Source organism: Pseudomonas umsongensis, assembly GCF_012647205.1.
Classification (GTDB): Bacteria; Pseudomonadota; Gammaproteobacteria; order Pseudomonadales; family Pseudomonadaceae; genus Aquipseudomonas; species Aquipseudomonas umsongensis.
In genome coordinates this window covers 3530405-3547389 of record NZ_CP051487.1, presented here as the reverse complement: position 1 = coordinate 3547389, position 16985 = coordinate 3530405, and the positions used below count along the sequence as shown (strand labels likewise).

At 60.9% G+C, this 16985-nt stretch carries 16 protein-coding genes; 5 read left to right on the top strand and 11 right to left on the bottom strand.

Features of this window, described 5'->3' with window-relative positions:
• Positions 1 to 6: 6 nt before the first annotated feature.
• The 3 genes from HGP31_RS16035 (at position 7) to HGP31_RS16025 (ending at position 3303) form a co-directional block, all read left to right on the top strand.
• Entirely contained in the window at positions 7 to 1200 is a 1194-nt protein-coding gene (locus tag HGP31_RS16035; protein ID WP_083349144.1) for an acetyl-CoA C-acyltransferase, read from the top strand.
• A 133-nt stretch (positions 1201 to 1333) separates the two neighbouring features.
• Entirely contained in the window at positions 1334 to 2461 is a 1128-nt protein-coding gene (locus tag HGP31_RS16030) for an acyl-CoA dehydrogenase (protein WP_020800544.1), read from the top strand.
• 68 nt (positions 2462 to 2529) lie between these two features.
• On the top strand, positions 2530 to 3303 hold the full coding sequence (locus HGP31_RS16025) for an enoyl-CoA hydratase (RefSeq protein WP_020800542.1): 774 nt from the start codon (positions 2530 to 2532) through the stop codon (positions 3301 to 3303).
• Between the two features lie 105 nt (positions 3304 to 3408).
• Here HGP31_RS16025 and HGP31_RS16020 read toward each other — a convergent pair whose 3' ends face one another.
• The 3 genes from HGP31_RS16020 to HGP31_RS16010 form a co-directional block, all read right to left on the bottom strand.
• Positions 3409 to 4560 carry an acyl-CoA dehydrogenase family protein gene (locus tag HGP31_RS16020; protein WP_033042308.1) on the bottom strand — a complete coding sequence of 384 codons (1152 nt, stop codon included), beginning with the start codon at positions 4558 to 4560 and terminating at the stop codon, positions 3409 to 3411.
• Between the two features lie 3 nt (positions 4561 to 4563).
• On the bottom strand, positions 4564 to 5670 hold the full coding sequence (locus tag HGP31_RS16015; protein ID WP_033042293.1) for an enoyl-CoA hydratase/isomerase family protein: 1107 nt from the start codon (positions 5668 to 5670) through the stop codon (positions 4564 to 4566).
• A gap of 147 nt (positions 5671 to 5817) precedes the next feature.
• Entirely contained in the window at positions 5818 to 6525 is a 708-nt protein-coding gene (locus HGP31_RS16010) for an HPP family protein (RefSeq protein WP_168758180.1), read from the bottom strand.
• Between HGP31_RS16010 and HGP31_RS16005 the strand changes: the two genes are divergently transcribed.
• Positions 6524 to 6667, top strand: a complete 144-nt coding sequence (locus HGP31_RS16005; protein WP_155943756.1) for a hypothetical protein — start codon at positions 6524 to 6526, stop codon at positions 6665 to 6667. The genes HGP31_RS16010 and HGP31_RS16005 overlap by 2 nt on opposite strands.
• Before the next feature lie 214 nt (positions 6668 to 6881).
• Here the strand turns inward: HGP31_RS16005 and HGP31_RS16000 are convergent, their stop codons facing one another.
• On the bottom strand, positions 6882 to 8261 hold the full coding sequence (locus tag HGP31_RS16000; RefSeq protein ID WP_151142040.1) for a UDP-glucose dehydrogenase family protein: 1380 nt from the start codon (positions 8259 to 8261) through the stop codon (positions 6882 to 6884).
• Between the two features lie 188 nt (positions 8262 to 8449).
• On the opposite strand from HGP31_RS16000, the gene HGP31_RS15995 reads away from it, so the two are divergent.
• Entirely contained in the window at positions 8450 to 9388 is a 939-nt protein-coding gene (locus HGP31_RS15995; RefSeq protein WP_020800523.1) for a site-specific integrase, read from the top strand.
• A 10-nt stretch (positions 9389 to 9398) separates the two neighbouring features.
• Here the strand turns inward: HGP31_RS15995 and HGP31_RS15990 are convergent, their stop codons facing one another.
• The 7 genes from HGP31_RS15990 to HGP31_RS15960 form a co-directional block, all read right to left on the bottom strand.
• The gene (locus tag HGP31_RS15990; RefSeq protein WP_020800522.1) at positions 9399 to 10469 is read right to left on the bottom strand and encodes an ABC transporter ATP-binding protein; all 1071 of its coding nucleotides are present in this window, start codon (positions 10467 to 10469) and stop codon (positions 9399 to 9401) included.
• Entirely contained in the window at positions 10466 to 12064 is a 1599-nt protein-coding gene (locus HGP31_RS15985) for an ABC transporter permease (RefSeq protein WP_020800521.1), read from the bottom strand. Before HGP31_RS15985 ends, HGP31_RS15990 begins: the two co-directional genes overlap by 4 nt.
• A gap of 3 nt (positions 12065 to 12067) precedes the next feature.
• The gene (locus HGP31_RS15980) at positions 12068 to 13108 is read right to left on the bottom strand and encodes an iron ABC transporter substrate-binding protein (RefSeq protein WP_168758179.1); all 1041 of its coding nucleotides are present in this window, start codon (positions 13106 to 13108) and stop codon (positions 12068 to 12070) included.
• A 318-nt stretch (positions 13109 to 13426) separates the two neighbouring features.
• Positions 13427 to 13993 (bottom strand): PqiC family protein, encoded by a 567-nt coding sequence (locus HGP31_RS15975; protein ID WP_020800519.1) that lies wholly within the window; start codon positions 13991 to 13993, stop codon positions 13427 to 13429.
• A 17-nt stretch (positions 13994 to 14010) separates the two neighbouring features.
• The gene (locus tag HGP31_RS15970) at positions 14011 to 15687 is read right to left on the bottom strand and encodes a PqiB family protein (protein ID WP_020800518.1); all 1677 of its coding nucleotides are present in this window, start codon (positions 15685 to 15687) and stop codon (positions 14011 to 14013) included.
• Positions 15668 to 16324 (bottom strand): paraquat-inducible protein A, encoded by a 657-nt coding sequence (locus tag HGP31_RS15965; RefSeq protein WP_020800517.1) that lies wholly within the window; start codon positions 16322 to 16324, stop codon positions 15668 to 15670. The genes HGP31_RS15970 and HGP31_RS15965 overlap by 20 nt, the downstream gene beginning before the upstream one ends.
• On the bottom strand, positions 16321 to 16917 hold the full coding sequence (locus tag HGP31_RS15960) for a paraquat-inducible protein A (protein WP_020800516.1): 597 nt from the start codon (positions 16915 to 16917) through the stop codon (positions 16321 to 16323). Before HGP31_RS15960 ends, HGP31_RS15965 begins: the two co-directional genes overlap by 4 nt.
• Positions 16918 to 16985: the final 68 nt, after the last annotated feature.

Genomic DNA, 16985 nt, shown 5'->3' with positions numbered 1-16985 from the left:
TTTGTCATGACTATTGCCAACGATCCAATTGTTATCGTCAGCGCCGTGCGCACCCCGATGGGCGGCTTCCAGGGCGAACTGAAAAGCCTCACGGCGCCGCAACTCGGTGCCGCCGCCATCAAGGCCGCGGTGGAACGTGCTGGCGTTGCCAGCGATGCCGTCGACGAAGTGCTGTTCGGCTGCGTATTGCCTGCCGGCCAGGGCCAGGCGCCTGCGCGTCAGGCGGCACTGGGCGCCGGCCTGGATAAATCGACCCGTTGCACCACCCTCAACAAGATGTGCGGCTCGGGCATGGAAGCGGCCATCCTGGCCCATGACATGCTGGTGGCCGGCAGCGCCGAGGTGGTAGTCGCCGGTGGCATGGAAAGCATGTCCAACGCGCCGTACCTGTTGGACCGTGCACGCAGTGGCTATCGCATGGGGCATGGGCGGGTGCTGGATTCAATGTTCCTCGACGGCCTGGAAGACGCCTACGACAAGGGACGCCTGATGGGAACCTTCGCCGAAGACTGCGCCGAAACCAATGGTTTCAGCCGCGAAGCCCAGGATGCGTTTGCGGTGGCCTCGACCACCCGCGCCCAGCAGGCCATCAAGGATGGCAGCTTCAAGGACGAGATCGTGCCGTTGACCGTCACCGTCGGCAAGGAACAGGTGACGATCAGCAACGACGAGCAGCCACCGAAAGCCCGACTGGACAAGATTGCCTCGCTGAAACCGGCGTTTCGCGATGGCGGTACCGTGACGGCGGCCAACTCCAGCTCCATCTCCGACGGCGCGGCGGCACTGGTGCTGATGCGCCGTTCCGAAGCCGGTAAGCGTGGCCTCAAGCCACTGGCGGTGATCCACGGTCATGCGGCATTCGCCGATACGCCGAGCCTGTTCCCGGTTGCACCGGTGGGCGCGATCGAGAAATTGATGAAGAAAACCGGTTGGTCGCTGGACGACGTCGATCTGGTGGAAGTCAACGAAGCCTTCGCCGTGGTCAGCCTGGTGACCATGACCAAGCTGGAAATCCCTCACGAAAAACTCAACGTGCACGGCGGCGCCTGCGCCCTCGGCCACCCCATTGGCGCCTCTGGCGCACGGATCCTGGTGACCTTGCTCTCGGCCCTGCGCCAGAAAGGCCTGAAGCGCGGCGTTGCAGCGATTTGCATCGGTGGCGGCGAAGCGACGGCCATGGCCGTGGAATGCCTCTACTAACACGACCCCTGTAGGAGCTGCCGCAGGCTGCGATCTTTTGATCTTGATCTTTAAAAGCAACATCAAAAGATCGCAGCCTCGTTTCACTCGTCAGCTCCTACACAGGGGGCGATTACCTTTTCAAGGAATGGTCATGATCCCCAATGACGAACAACAGCAAATACGCGACGCGGCCCGGGACTTTGCCCAGGAACGGCTGAAACCGTTCGCCGCCGAATGGGACCGTGAACACCGCTTTCCCAAGGAAGCCATCACCGAGATGGGCGAACTGGGCTTCTTCGGCATGCTGGTGCCGGAGCAGTGGGGCGGTTGCGATACCGGTTACCTGGCCTACGCCATGGCCCTGGAGGAAATCGCCGCGGGCGACGGTGCCTGCTCGACCATCATGAGCGTGCACAACTCGGTAGGTTGCGTGCCGATTCTCAACTACGGCAACGACGATCAGAAAGAGCGCTTCCTCAAGCCCCTGGCCAGTGGCGCGATGCTCGGTGCTTTCGCCCTGACCGAACCTCAGGCCGGCTCCGACGCCAGCGGCCTGAAAACCCGTGCGCGCCTGGACGGCGATCACTACGTGCTCAACGGCTGCAAACAGTTCATCACCTCCGGGCAGAACGCCGGGGTTGTAATCGTGTTCGCCGTGACCGACCCGTCGGCCGGCAAGCGCGGCATCACGGCGTTCATCGTGCCCACCGATTCGCCGGGCTACAAAGTCGCCCGGGTCGAGGACAAGCTCGGCCAGCATGCCTCGGACACCTGCCAGATTCTCTTCGAAGAGGTGAAAGTGCCAGTGGCCAATCGCCTGGGTGAAGAGGGCGAAGGCTACCGGATCGCCCTGGCCAACCTTGAAGGCGGGCGTGTCGGCATCGCCTCGCAATCGGTGGGCATGGCTCGCGCCGCCTTCGAAGCGGCCCGCGACTATGCCCGTGAGCGCGAGAGCTTCGGCAAGCCGATCATCGAGCACCAGGCCGTGGCCTTCCGCCTGGCGGACATGGCGACCCAGATCGCCGTGGCGCGGCAGATGGTGCATTACGCGGCGGCGCTTCGAGACAGCGGCAAGCCAGCGTTGGTGGAAGCATCGATGGCCAAGCTGTTCGCATCCGAAATGGCCGAGAAGGTATGCTCGTCGGCGTTGCAAACATTGGGTGGCTACGGCTACTTGAACGACTTCCCGCTGGAGCGGATCTACCGCGACGTGCGGGTCTGCCAGATCTACGAAGGCACCAGCGATATTCAACGCATGGTCATTTCACGCAATCTTTGAAAAGGAACCCCTGTAGGAGCGAGCATGCTCGCTCCTACAGGGACCGAGTGCTTAGCAGGAGTCAATTAATGAACTACGAAACGATTTTGCTGGAAACCCATGGCCGGGTCGGCCTGATTACCCTCAACCGCCCGCAGGCGCTGAACGCGTTGAACGCGCAGATCGTCAGCGAACTGAACCACGCCCTCGACGGCTTTGAGGCCGACTCGAACATCGGTTGCATCGTCCTGACCGGTTCGAAAAAGGCCTTTGCCGCCGGTGCTGACATCAAGGAAATGGCCGAGCTGACCTATCCGCAGATCTATATCGACGACCTGTTCAGCGACAGCGACCGCGTGGCCAACCGTCGCAAGCCGATCATCGCCGCCGTCAACGGCTTCGCCCTGGGCGGTGGCTGTGAGCTGGCACTGATGTGCGACTTCATCCTGGCCGGTGATAACGCCAAGTTCGGCCAGCCGGAAATCAACCTCGGCGTGTTGCCGGGCATGGGTGGCACCCAGCGCCTGACCCGCGCCGTGGGCAAGGCCAAGGCCATGGAGATGTGCTTGAGCGGGCGTTTGATCGATGCCGTGGAAGCGGAGCGTTGCGGCATCGTGGCGCGCATCGTGCCGAGCGATGAATTGCTGGATGAAGCGCTGAAAGTCGCGGCGTTGATTGCCAAGAAGTCGCTGCCGATTGCGATGATGGTCAAGGAAAGCGTGAACCGTGCCTTTGAAGTGAGCTTGTCCGAAGGCGTGCGCTTTGAACGTCGGGTGTTCCATGCGGCGTTTGCGACGCAGGATCAGAAGGAAGGGATGGCGGCGTTTATTGCCAAGCGTGAGGCCGAGTTCCAGGGCAAGTGATGTAGTGGCCTGCGGGCCTCTTCGCGAGCAGGCTCGCTCCCACAGGGATCTCATTCACGCTGAGGTCCCATGTGGGAGCGAGCCTGCTCGCGAAGCTCTCAAGCTTTAAAGTGGGTAATTCTTCAATTCGCGGGCAATCACCATCCGCTGAATCTCGCTCGACCCTTCATAGATCTGCGTGATCCGCGCATCCCGGTAATACTTCTCGACCGGGTAATCTTCCAGATACCCATACCCGCCGTGAATCTGAATCGCTGACGAGCAGACTTTCTCGGCCATTTCCGAAGCAAACAGCTTGGCCTGCGAGGCCTCTGACAGGCATGGCTTGCCGGCCGTGCGCAGGCGTGCCGCGTGCAGGATCATCAGCCGCGCTGCGTTCAGTTGCATGTGCATGTCGGCCAGCAGGTTGGCGATACTCTGGTGTTCATTAATCGTTTTGCCGAACTGCACGCGCTCGCGGGAATAGGTCAGCGCCGCTTCGAATGCCGCGCGGGCAATGCCCAGCGCCTGGGCGGCGATGCCGATGCGGCCGCCTTCGAGGTTGGACAGGGCAATGGCCAGGCCCTTGCCGCGTTCACCCAGCAGATTGGCCTCGGCAATGGTGCAGTTGTCCAGAGTGACCGCACAGGTATCGGAGGCACGGATGCCCATTTTGTGTTCGGTGCGATCGACGATAAAACCAGGGGTATCGGTCGGTACCAGGAACGCCGAAATGCCGCGCTTGCCAAGCTCCGGGTCGGTCACGGCAAACACGATGGCCAACTTGGCCCGTTTGCCGTTGCTGACAAACTGCTTGGCGCCGTTGAGCACCCACTGGCCATCGCGCAATTCGGCGCGGGTGCGCAGGTTGTGCGCCTCGGAACCGGCTTGGGGTTCGGTCAGGCAGAAGCACCCAATGACCTGGCCGCTGGCAAGATCGGCCAGCCAGGTTTGTTTCTGCTCTTCGCTGCCATAGTTGAGCACCGGCCCGCAGCCCACCGAGTTGTGGATGCTCATGAACGCGCCGGTGGCGCCATCGCCAGCAGAGATTTCCTCCACCGCCAAGGCGTAGGCAACATAGTCGACATAGGTGCCGCCCCATTCCTCGGGCACCACCATGCCCAACAGGCCCAACTCACCCATCTTCGCCACCAGGGCATCGTCGATCCAGCCGGCTTTTTCCCAGGCCTGGGCGTGGGGCGCGATTTCGCCCCGGGCAAAGTCCCGGGCCATGTCGCGGATCATGACTTGTTCTTCAGTCAATTCGAGGTCGTGCATGATTCAGCTCCCGCTCTCATCGAAACCGTTGAAGAAACTCGCTACATGTTCGGCGTCCAGCGCCTGGAGGGTGGGTGGGTTCCAGCGCGGATTCTTGTCTTTGTCGATCAGCAGGGCGCGCACGCCTTCGATCAGGTCGCCGCGCTCGAACCATTGGCGGTCCAGGTGCAGTTCAAGGGCGAAGCACTGTTCAAGGCTCAGGTGCCGGCCGCGCCGGAGCATTTCCAGGGTCACGCCCATCGCCAGGGGCGAGCGGGTCTGCAGCAGGTCGGCGGTGGTCGTCGCCCATTCATGGCTGTCGGCGACCGTTACCTCACGCATTTGCTCCACAATACTCGGCACATCGGGCAAGGCGAAGAAATGGTCGATAGCCGGGCGCAAGGCGGCCAGCGGCGCATCGGGCAACTGTTGCACCCCGAGCTTCGCCAGCAGGCCCTGAAGGTCCTTCAATGGCGTGTCGTGCCATTGCAGTTGATCGAGTCTGTCATCCAGCGTGGCCAGCTTGCTGCTGTCCAGATACCAATCGGCCAGACCGCAGTACAGCGCATCGGCCGCGCGGATCTGCACGCCGCTGACGCCCAGGTAAATCCCCAGTTCCCCGGGGATGCGCGGCAGGAAGTAACTGCCGCCGACGTCCGGGAAATAACCGATGCCGACTTCAGGCATCGCCAGTCGACTTTTCTCGGTGACCACCCGCAGGTCGGCGCCTTGCACCAGGCCCATGCCGCCGCCCAGCACGAAGCCGTCCATCAAGGCCAGCACCGGTTTGCGGTAATGATGAATCGCGAGGTCGAGGGCGTATTCCTCGACGAAGAAGTCTTGGTGCAGGGTGTCGCCGCTCTTGAAACTGTCGTAGAGCGAGCGAATGTCGCCACCGGCACAGAAGGCTTTTTCGCCGGCGCCACGCAGTACCACCGCATGCACCTGTTCATCCTGTGCCCAGGCGTCGAGCTGACGTTGCAGGTCGCGCACCATTTCCAGGGTAATGGCGTTGAGACCGGCGGGGCGGTTGAGGGTCAGGTGACCGATGTGGTTGCGGACCTCGGCCAGCACTTCATTTTGCGTGGCAACCATGGACGAAGTCCCTTTCGATAAAACCTCAGCAGTCATCACTAACTCCCTGCTTTTATTGTTCTTTATAGACAAGCTCGCGCGCGAGCGATGCAGGATCGTAACAGTGCAAATTTGCCTCGTACAACCGGAAAATGTGCAGGTGCTTTCTGCATTTTTGCAGAAGCAAACGAAAAACAGTCCGGTTCAGGCGCTACGGCTTAGCACCTCGCCAATACTGCGCCGCCTGGCCTGCAACTCAGTGGCATGGATCAGCTGTTCAAGGTCTTCAGGGGTGACGTCAATGAAGGCTTCCATTTGCGCAAGGGCCAGCTTCAGGTCCTGGGCGGTGATCGCCTGGCTGTCGACAGGAGGGTGGTCGGCGGGAACGACGGCCACCGGTTCGCTGGCGCGTTTCGGGTAACGGATGCGCGTCAAGTTGTTGTAGGCCAAGGCGCTGAACAGCATGGTCAATGCGGCGAGCATCACCGGGCCCAGGGCTTTCCAGTCCATGGCAATGGTCGCGGGGTCCGCCAGCACCATCAGCAATGCCAGTGCCCCGGCCGGCGGGTGCAGGCAACGCAGCCAGCACATCAGGATCAGCGCCATGCCCGCCGCGAGACACGCGCTGCCCAGGGTCCGACCCATCACGTGGGCCACCAGCAACGCTACCACCGCAGCACTCAAGTAGCCGCCGAGAATCGACCAGGGTTGCGCGAGCGCGCCGGAAGACACGGCAAACAGCAAGACCGCCGAGGCACCCAGCGGACCGACCAGGTGCTGCGCCACTTGCATGCCGAATACCTGAGCGCACAGCCAGACGCTGAACATTGTTCCCAGCGCCATGCCGATGGCAGCGCGACTCCATTCCGAAGGGCGGGTGTTGATGGCGGCGGGCAACCAGCGAGCAAGCATGATGAACATCGTTCCATTAAAAACCGAGGAAAAAAAAGGGCTTGCCTGGGAAACCCGGAAAGCCCTTGAAGTTGTTCCAACTGTTGGGGGAGGAACGGCGACAGTGTGCCGCGCCTTTCCTATGCTGACAAATTCATATTAATGAAGCTTCAGTTCATAATTTCTGATGTATCGGGAATCGCATTTCCATTGGATGTCCAGCGCCATGGCCAGCACCGCCATGGGGCTCTGCTTGTGTCTGGCCCATGGCTGTTTCTTCGCACGTTTTCTGTAGGAGCGAGCATGCTCGCGATGGATTTCCGGGCACCGCGGGGTATCAGGCAGCCAGCGTCATCGTTGGCGACCATCGCGACGTGTTATGCGACCACTTGAGCCGCAGGCCATTGCTGATAGGGAATCGGCAACTTGCGCGACTCGCCGCGGCCCATCGGAAAGTACAGGAAGCCATTGCGCGCCAGGCGCTCGGCATCGTACAGGTTGCGGCCATCGAAGATCACCGGTGCATTGAGCCGCTGGCGGATCAGATCAAAATCCGGTGCCTTGAATTGTTGCCATTCGGTGCAGATGATCAGCGCGTCCGCACCGTTGAGTACCGATTCCGGCGTACCCATCAGCATCAGCCTGCTTTCATCGGGGTATAGTTGCTGGGTTTGCTGCATGGCTTCGGGGTCGAATGCGCGGACATTGGCGCCAGCGGCCCACAGCGACTCCAGCAATGGCCGGCTCGGTGCATCGCGCATGTCGTCGGTGTTGGGTTTGAATGCCAGGCCCCAGACGGCAAAGGTCTTACCGCGCAGATCGCCTTTGTAGAAGGCCTTGAGGCGCTCGAACAGCTTGTGTTTCTGGCGCTGGTTGATGGCTTCCACCGCTTGCAGCAGGTCGCTTGTGCAATTGGCCTCTTCGGCGCTGTGGATCAGGGCACGCATGTCCTTGGGGAAGCACGAGCCACCATAACCGCAGCCGGGGTAGATGAAGTGGTAGCCGATGCGCGAATCGGCGCCGATGCCCAGGCGCACCGATTCGATATCGGCACCCAGGTGTTCGGCCAGTTCGGCGATCTGGTTGATGAAGCTGATCTTGGTCGCCAGCATGCAGTTGGCGGCGTATTTGGTCAGTTCGGCACTGCGCAGGTCCATGAACATGACGCGTTCATGGTTGCGGTTGAAGGGGGCGTACAGGTCACGCATTACCTCGCGCACGTCTTCGCGTTCGCAGCCAATGACGATACGGTCCGGACGCCGGCAGTCGGACACGGCCGAGCCTTCCTTGAGAAATTCGGGATTGGACACGATATCGAACTGCAACAGGCGCCCGACCTTGATCAGGCACTTGTCGATATGCGTCCGCAACGCATCGCCAGTTCCCACCGGCACCGTGGACTTTTCCACCAGGATCAGCGGTTGCTCACGGTGCCGCGCCACCGCCTCGCCGACCGCCATCACCTGACTCAGGTCTGCCGAACCATCGTCACGCGACGGCGTACCGACAGCAATAAACAGCACCTGGCCATGTTGCACCGCGAGTTTTTCATCGCTGGTGAACTGCAAACGACGGGCGTCCAGGCCTTCGCGCACCAGGCTGGCCAGCCCCGGTTCGAAAATGCTCACGTGGCCCTGTTGCAACAACTCGACTTTTTTCTCGTCGACGTCCATGCAGACCACGTCGTGGCCGACTTCAGCCAGGACGGCCGCTTGCACCAGGCCGACGTAGCCGCTACCCAAAACACTGATTCTCATGGCTTGCTCCTGCCCCGATCGAGTCCGATCAAGGTTTAGCATTGCCATGTTTCAGTTCGTCTATCGGTTCGTCGGCCAATACGGTGTTTGCCGGCAGAGTATTTGACTTTCCAGGCCACGACCGGCAGCGTAGCGGCATCCCTGTCTTACAGCGTTTTCTGCTTCCTCTTTATTCAAGGCCGTTTCGTTTGACTGACTTACCTGCTGCTGATCCAAAAGCCGCCAAACCCAATCCCCTGACCCTGTATCTGGCCCGACTGGCCCCCTCCAGCCAATTGACCATGCGTTACGTCTTGCAGGACGCCGCCGACCGCCTGGGCTTCGAAGACATGAATGTCGAGGAGATTGCCTGGCACGACCTGCAACCTGAAGACGTCATCGCCCTGGTTGCGACATTGCGCACCGACGGTTACGCGCCCAACACGTCGTCGCTGTACGTCAATGCGGTGCGCGGAGTGATGAACGAAGCGTGGCGCATGAGCCTGATCAGCCAGGAACACTTGTTGAAAATGCGCTCGGTCAAGGGTATCGCCGGCACGCGTCTGTCCCAGGGGCGCAACCTGCGGCGCTCATTGATCCAGGAATTGATGGAGGTCTGCGCCGCCGATCCTCGGCCACAAGGCCTGCGCGACGCCGCCATCATTGCGATCCTGTACGGTTCTGGCATGCGCAAATCGGAGTCGGTGAACCTCGACCTCAATCAGGTCGACTTCAATGAGCGCAGCCTGCGCGTCACGGCCAAGGGCAACAAACAGTTGATCAAGTACGCCCCGGCCTGGGCTTTCGCCAAGCTCGATGCCTGGCTGGAACTGCGCCGCTCGATGCTCAAGGAAGGCGAAGAGGACGATCCGTTCCTGTTCAACCGAATCCGGCGCGGCAGTCACATCACCCGTGAGCGCATTACCAAGCACGCGATCTATTACATCGCCCGGCAGCGGGGCACACAGGTGGGGGTGAAAATCATGCCGCATGATTTTCGCCGTTCGTTCATCACCCGGGTGATTGAAGAACACGATCTGTCCATCGCGCAAAAACTGGCGCATCACAGCAATATCCAGACCACGGCCAACTACGATGTGCGCGATGACAACGAGCGGCGTCGGGCGGTAGATCGCTTCGACCTTTGAGGGCCTTGGCTCAAGGTTCGCTCAGCACGTGCGCGTGGCCAATCGTCGAGACCTGCACGGCGCTGCCCGCCGGCGGCGCATACATGCCGGAGCTGCGCACCAGCAAGGATCGGCCAATCGGCTGGTCGGGGGCGCGAGGCTGTAACTCCACGGTCAAGGTGCAGGTGTTTCCGCTGAAGTCGCGGTCGATGACCTTTGCCCGGCAGCCAGCGACACCGGTGTCGTCTGGCAAGACGCTGGCCAGTTGCAACTGTTCGGGCCGGAGCATGATCTGCGCCGAGTGGTTGTTGCGATGATTGTTGACCGGTATCCGGCCCAGGTCGCAATGCGCCCAGCCCGCCTCGATCCGGGCCGGCATGACCACGGCGTCGCCAAGGAACAGCGCGGTCTGTTCGTCTTCGGGGTAGCGGTAGAGGTCCAGCGGATGGCCTGACTGCACCAGCCGGCCATGGCGCATCACGGCCAGTTGATCGGCGAAGGACAAGGCTTCGCTCTGGTCGTGGGTGACCAGGATGGTGGTGACCCCTGCGTCTTCCAGCAGGCGGGCGACCATCTTGCGCATGACCGCGCGCAAACCGGTATCGAGTGCCGAAAACGGCTCGTCCAGCAACATCAGGCGCGGCCGCTGCGCCAGTGCCCGTGCCAGCGCTACACGCTGCTGCTGTCCGCCGGACAACTCGTGGGGCCAGCGCGCGGCCATGGTCGAGTCGAGGGCTACGCTGTCCATCAACTGGGCGACACGCTCGTGCTTTTCTTGGCCTTTGATCGACAAGCCGAAGCCGATGTTGGCGGCCACGGTCATGTGCGGAAACAAAGCGCCGTCCTGCGGGACATAGCCAATCAGGCGTTGGTGTGCCGGTACTTCATGGGTGCTGTCGACCAGGGTTTGACCATTGAGCGACAAGCGGCCGGAGTCAGGGAACTCGAAGCCGGCAATCATGCGCAGCAAGGTGGTCTTGCCCGAGCCCGAGGGGCCGACGATGACCGTACGGCTGCCGCTGGGTACCGACAGGCTGACGTTATCCAGGGCTTTGTGGGCGCCGTAGGACTTGTTCAGTGAATGCAGTTCAAGAGTGTTCATCGGCCAGCCGTTTTTTTCGATTGGTGATAAAGGAGCCCGGTCAGCGGCAGCGACAACAGGATCATCAGCAGGGCATAGGGCGCTGCCGCGACATAGTCAATTTCGCTGGTCATGGCCCAGAACCCGGTAGCGAGGGTCCGCGTGCCGTTCGGCGCGAGCAACAGGGTGGCGGTCAGTTCATTGGTGATCGCCAGGAACACCAGGGCCGCGCCGGCAGCCGCCCCCGGAGCGGCCAGGCGCAGGGTGATCAGCCACAATGCGCGGGCAGGGGAGCGGCCCAGGCTGCGGGCGATGTTTTCCAGTTCCACGGGTGCCTGGGCGATGCCGGCGCGCAAGCTCACCAGGGCCCGGGGCAAGAACATCAGCAGATAAGCCAAGAGCACGGTGATGGTGGTCTGGTAGATCGGCCGGGCAAAGTGAATGGTCACGGTCACCAGGGCCAACGCCACGACGATGCCCGGCAATGAGCTGGTGATGTAGTTGCAGCTTTCCAGTATCCGTTGCATCCGTCCTGGATAGCGGATTGACAACCAGGCGATGGGAATGGCCGCGCAGGTGGTCAGGGCCGCGCCCGCGACACCCAGCAGCAGGGTCTGTTGCAGGGCCGGCAGGAGCTCATCCAGGTCCCAAGCTTGCACGCCGCCGGCGATCAACCATCCGCCAAGGGTGATCAGGGGCACACCCAGCGCCAGGGCACATGTGACGCCCTGCAAGGTCAATGCGAGCACCCTGGCCGGGGTTTTCAGGCGCACCACCCGTTGCTCACGGGCACTACCGGTGCCCACGCGGGCGTAGCGCGCATGGCCCCGAGCGGCGGATTCCACGGTCAGCATCACCAGGCAACACAAGGCAAGCACGCTGGCCAGCATGTGGGCGGCAGGCCCGTTGAAGGTGGACTTGAACTGATCGAAGATCGCGGTGGTGAAGGTGTCGAAGCGGATCATCGCGTACAGACCGTACTCGGCCAGCAGATGCAGGCCGACCAGCAACGCGCCACCGCAAATGGCCAGGCGCAACTGCGGGAGCACGACGCGAAAAAATACCGCCCACGGCTTGAGCCCAAGGGATTCGCCGACATCTTCAATGGCCGGGTCGAGGCGCCGCAGCGTTGCGGCAATCGGCAGGTAGAGAAACGGGAAGTAGGCAATGACCGACACCAGCACCCCGGCAAACAAGCCGTGGATCGGCGGCACCAGGCTGACCCAGGCATAGCTGTGGACAAAGGCTGGCACCGCCAGGGGGGCCGTGGCCAGTAACGACCACCAGCGCCGCCCCGGCAGATCCGTGCGTTCGGTCAGCCAGGCCAGTGCCACACCCAGCGCCACGCAAAGGGGAATGGTCAGTACCACCAGCAACACGGTGTTGGTCAGCAACTCGCCCACCCGTGGGCGGAACACCAAGGTCACCACCGTGGACCAGCCGGTTTGCAAGGACACGCCGATGACGTAGGCAATCGGCAGCAGTGCCAGCAACGACACCAGCACCGACAACCCGACCACCCACGCGCCACCGCGGCTCGCGAACATGCCGCGTGACCGTCTACGTAAATTGGCGGGTAGCGCTTGGGCGGTATCCACCGGCAGGATTTCAGGCATCAATTAGAGCAGTCCCGCCTGAGTCATCAGCTCCACGGCTTTTCTACTGTCGAGTTTCGAGGCGTCCACGGACGGCGCGTCGAGCTGCTGCAAAGGCACCAGTTTAGGGTTGGATTCGGCGTTCTTGCCCACGGCGTATTCAAACGACTTGCCGTCCTTGAGGATGGCCTGGCCGTCCTTGCCAGTGATCCACTTGAGGAACGCCTGGGCTTGTTCCTTGTGTTTGCTGGAGGCCAGGACGCCACCTCCGGAAATGCTGACAAACGCTCCCGGGTCCTTGTGTTTGAAGTAGTGCAAGGCAGTGTTCTTGCTGTTCTCGCCGGTCTTTGCCTGATCGACGAAGCTGTAATAGTGGTATATCACGCCGCTGTCGATCTGCCCGGCATTCACCGCCTTGAGCACCGAACTGTTGCCCCGGTACGCGCTGAAGTTGGTTTTCATCGCCTTGAGCCACTCCAGGGTGGCGGCTTCGCCTTTTTGTTCGATCATGGCGGCAACGATCGCCTGGAAGTCGGCGCCGCCCGGGGATGCGCCCCAGCGGCCTTTCCAGTTCGGCGCGGCAAGGTCCATGATCGACTTGGGCAACTGGGCTTCGGACAATTTGCTCGGGTTGTAGACGAACACCGTGGAGCGTGCAGCGATGCCCAGCCATTTGCCGTGGGCCGGGCGGTAGGCTGAATCGACCTGTTCCAGGGTGGTTTTGTCCACGGGCGCGAACAAACCGGCGTTGTCGACCAACACCATCGCCGGGGAGTTCTCGGTGAGGAATACATCGGCCGGCGAGTCGGCGCCTTCCTGCACGATCTGGTTGCCCATTTCGGTATCGTCGCCGTTGCGCAAGGTCACCGGAATACCGGTTTCCTGCGTAAAACCTTCGACCCAGGATTTGGTCAGGCTTTCATGCTGTGCGTTGTAGACCACGATACCAGCGGTATCGGCGGCGTACGCGTGACCAGCGGTATCGGCGGCGTACGCGTGACCAGCGCTCAGCAAAGCGGTGGCCAGCAGGGCCTTTTTGAGGAACGAAGGGATTGGGGACTTCATGCGGCGCCGGCTCCTGTTATTTTGGGTCATGCAAGCTGATTCAATCGAGAAAAAGAACGACGTCAATTATTCTAGATCAATACGAATCATTTGCAGATTCAACGCCGGCTAATGTAGAGCCTCGAATGAGAAAAAATCGTCAAATCCTGTGGGCGAACCTTTGTAGCGAGGGGATTTATCCCCGTTCGGCTGCGAAGCAGTCGCAACGCTAATGCACACGGAATCAGATACACCGATTTGCAGGTTTTGGGGCCGCTGCGCGACCCAGCGGGGATAAATCCCCTCGCCACAAAGCCTCGCTTGGACAGGGGGATTGCATCATTGGTTGGCATTGGCGGATGGACAACCTTTTTGCGTGCCAGCCGCTGCCTGGCTGATCAGCGCGGCCAGGCGCCTGACGTTGTTCTGCTGCGCAGCTACCAGCTCCTCGATCGAGGGTCCTGATGGGGTCTGCAGGGTGCTGCGGCAATTTCCGATGACGTCCTCATGGCCATTGCTGCTGCGCAGGCGCCATCTTACGTCGAGCAATCCATACTGGCCGGGAATCGAATCGAAGCGCTGTACCTCCAGGCGCACCAACAGCCTGCGTTGCGGATTATTGTTGATCATCTGGTCGAGCAAGGCGCTGCGCAACTCATCCACCAGGCTGGCACCCCACCAGTCGGTTTCCAGGATCGCCATGCCGGTATTGCCCTGGCGTACGACGATCTGCGGGCGATCGACCTGCGGCGGGACGCTGAGCAATTCAATCTCGATTTGCGCGCCATTGCGTGAAGTGCCCGTCAGTTGGGCTGGGGTCAGGGTGTGAAACTGAATCGGATCGCTGCGGCAGGCGGCGAGCAACGACAACGCGGCGAACAAGGTGATTTTCAGTGAAAAAGCCATGAATGTTGCTCCTGTGGTCATTTGCTCGGCGGCCCTTGCATATCGATCGGCGCGGCATTGTTTGGACGGCCGCGAATCAATGATTCCGGATGCCGGCCCAGATAATCGGCCAGATCACGCAAGGCGCGCGAGGTGCGTCCGAGCTCATCCATCGTCTGGCTGAGTTTTTCCCGTTGCGGCGAGTCATCGGCAAGCGTCGAATTGGCCGATTGCAAGGTGGTGCTGGCCGATTGCAGGGTTTTGCTCACGTCCCCCAGGGTGCTTTGTACGCTAGGCAAGGTCTTGGCATTGAATTGCGACAAACCCTTGCGCAATTCGACGAGGTTGCTGTCCAGATTGCCGGCGATCCGTTCGATGGGCAGTTGATTGATCTTGGTGACCATGGCCTCGAGCTTTTCCTGCAATTGTTCGAGGCTGCCCGGAATCGTTGGAATGGAAACGGGGCGGGCGGTGGGATCGAAAACGACTTTCTCGGCCTTGGGGTAAAAATCGAGTGCAATGTATAGCTGACCGGTCAACAGATTGCCGCTACGGGCCTGCGCACGCAGGCCGTTTTCGACGAAAGAGCCCATCAGGCGGACGCCCGCGGCTTCGTCATTGGGGTCATGATTCAAGGCCTTGAGCATTTTTGCGTGGGCCTGGCCGAGTCGTTGCGGATAAATCACGATGCCGACATTGACCGGGAACGTGCGTTTCTTCGCGTCGAAATCCAGATTGATCGAGACAACTCGCCCGAATTCCACACCCAGGAATTCCACCGGTGCATCGACCTTGAGCCCGCGCAGCGCCTGATCGAAACGTAAACTCAGGTATTGCGCCTTGCCGTAGGGCGGGGCGAGGGCGGTTTGCTGGTCCTCGAACAGTTCGTAGGCATATTCTTCCGGGGCCGGTTTGTCGTCGGGGCTGTATTCCGGCGCACGGAACGCAATCCCACCCACCAGCAAGGAAGACAGGGACTCGGTCTTGACCGCAAACCCGTTGGCACCGACGCTCACGTCCACACCGCTGGCGTTCCAGAATCGGGTGTTCTCAGTGACGTACTGATCATTGGGGGCGTGGATGAACAGTTCGATGTTCACCCCTTTGCCATCGGGGTCCAGGGCGTAGGCCACGACCTGGCCGACCGGAATCTTGCGGTAGTAGACCGGCGAGCCAATATCCAGTGACCCCAGGTCCTGGGTGTGCAGGGTGAAACGCTTGCCCGGCTCGCCATAGGTGATGGCTGGCGGGTTTTCCAGGCCTTTGAAGGTCTTCGCCCGTGCATTGTCCTGGCCGATATCGGCGCCGATGTAATCCCCGGACAACAGCGTATCGATACCCGACACCCCGCCAGCGCCGATCCGCGGCCTAACCACCCAAAACTGCGAGTCTTTGCGGGTGAAGCTTTCGGCCTGTTTGGCCAGTTTGATGGTGGCGTTCACGCTCTTCTGGTCGTTGGCCAGTTCTACGTCCGAGACATGACCGATTACCACGTTGCGGTATTTGACTTCGGTCTTGTTGGCGGTCAGGCCGTCACCAGTCTTGAAGGTGACGGTGATGGTGGGACCTTCCTGCAAGATGCTGTGGACCACCAGCGATATCCCCACCAGCACCGCAACGATCGGTACGATCCACACGAGCGAAAAGCTGAAGCGGCGGGTCTTGATCGGAGCTTGGCCCGGGACCAACGGCCCGTCAGTGGCTTGTGACTTCATCCGTGACCTCCTCATTTAATGGTTTTTGCCGCTCTTTATCCCAGATCAGTCGCGGATCGAAACTCATCGCGGAGAGCATGGTGAACACCACCACCAGGCCAAAGAACAAAATGCCCGGGCGCGGTTCGATATCGGCCAGGGCCTGGAACTTGACCAGGGAGGCCACCAGGGCCACTACGATGACGTCAAGCATCGACCAATAACCGATGAGCTCGACAAAACGGTACATTTGCGAACGCTCGCGCAGTGCCCACTGGCTATCGCGCTGAACGGTCACCAGCAGCAGCGTCAGTGCGACGAACTTGACGCCAGGCACCGCGATGCTGGCGATGAAGATGATCAGGGCTATATCCCAGGCTCCGTGCTGCCAGAACTCAATCACGCCGCTCATGATCGTGCTGTCGGCGCCATTGCCGACCATCTTGGTGTTCATCACAGGCAGCAAATTGGCCGGGATGTAAAACACCAGTGCGGTGAACATATACGCCCAGGTCCGGGTCAACGAGTTGGGTTTACGTCGATGCAGGGGAGCGCCACAGCGCTCGCATTCATGGGGTTCGAAGGTCATGTCACAGGCCAGGCCGCAGCTGTGGCACAGGCACAGGTTGAGATCACTGGCGACAGGAGGTGTTGTCATACGATGTCCCATAGTTCACGGATATCGCGGCCGGCAATGCGGATCATCATCAGGCTGAGGATGGCCAAGGCGAACAGACCGATGCCGGGCAGCACATCCAGTAACCCGGCGAGCTTGATCACGGCGACCATTGCTCCCAGCAGGCAGACTTCCAGCATGCTCCACGGCCTGAGGGTTTCCAGCCAGCGCATGCAGAATCTGAAACCAGGTGAACGCCTGTGGGTGAGGGCGAAACCCAGGACCCAGATCAAGAGCACCAACTGGAAAATCGGCGCGATGATCATGGCGATCGCCGCCACCATGGCGATGAAGGTGATGGGGCCCAGGCTCAACGCCAGCACCGAATCCCAAAGTGTTGCGCTATTTTTCAGGCCTTTGAGGCTGATGCTCATGACCGGATAGAAGTTGGCGAAAATCCACAGCATCAATGCGGTGAAGGTCAACGCCAGGCGTTGCTCCACCGTCAGGCCGTTATAGCGCTGAAGCACGCCGCCGCAGCGTGTACACAGGGTTTTCTGATGTTTGGCGAGTGTGACTTTTTGATACACGCAGTCGCAGTGCTCGCAGATGATCAGTTGATCAGTAGTTGCCATGGGCGAGGCTCAACAGGAGGCACGAAGTTCAGAGCACCCCCTCAATATAGAAGTGACTCGCGATTGAG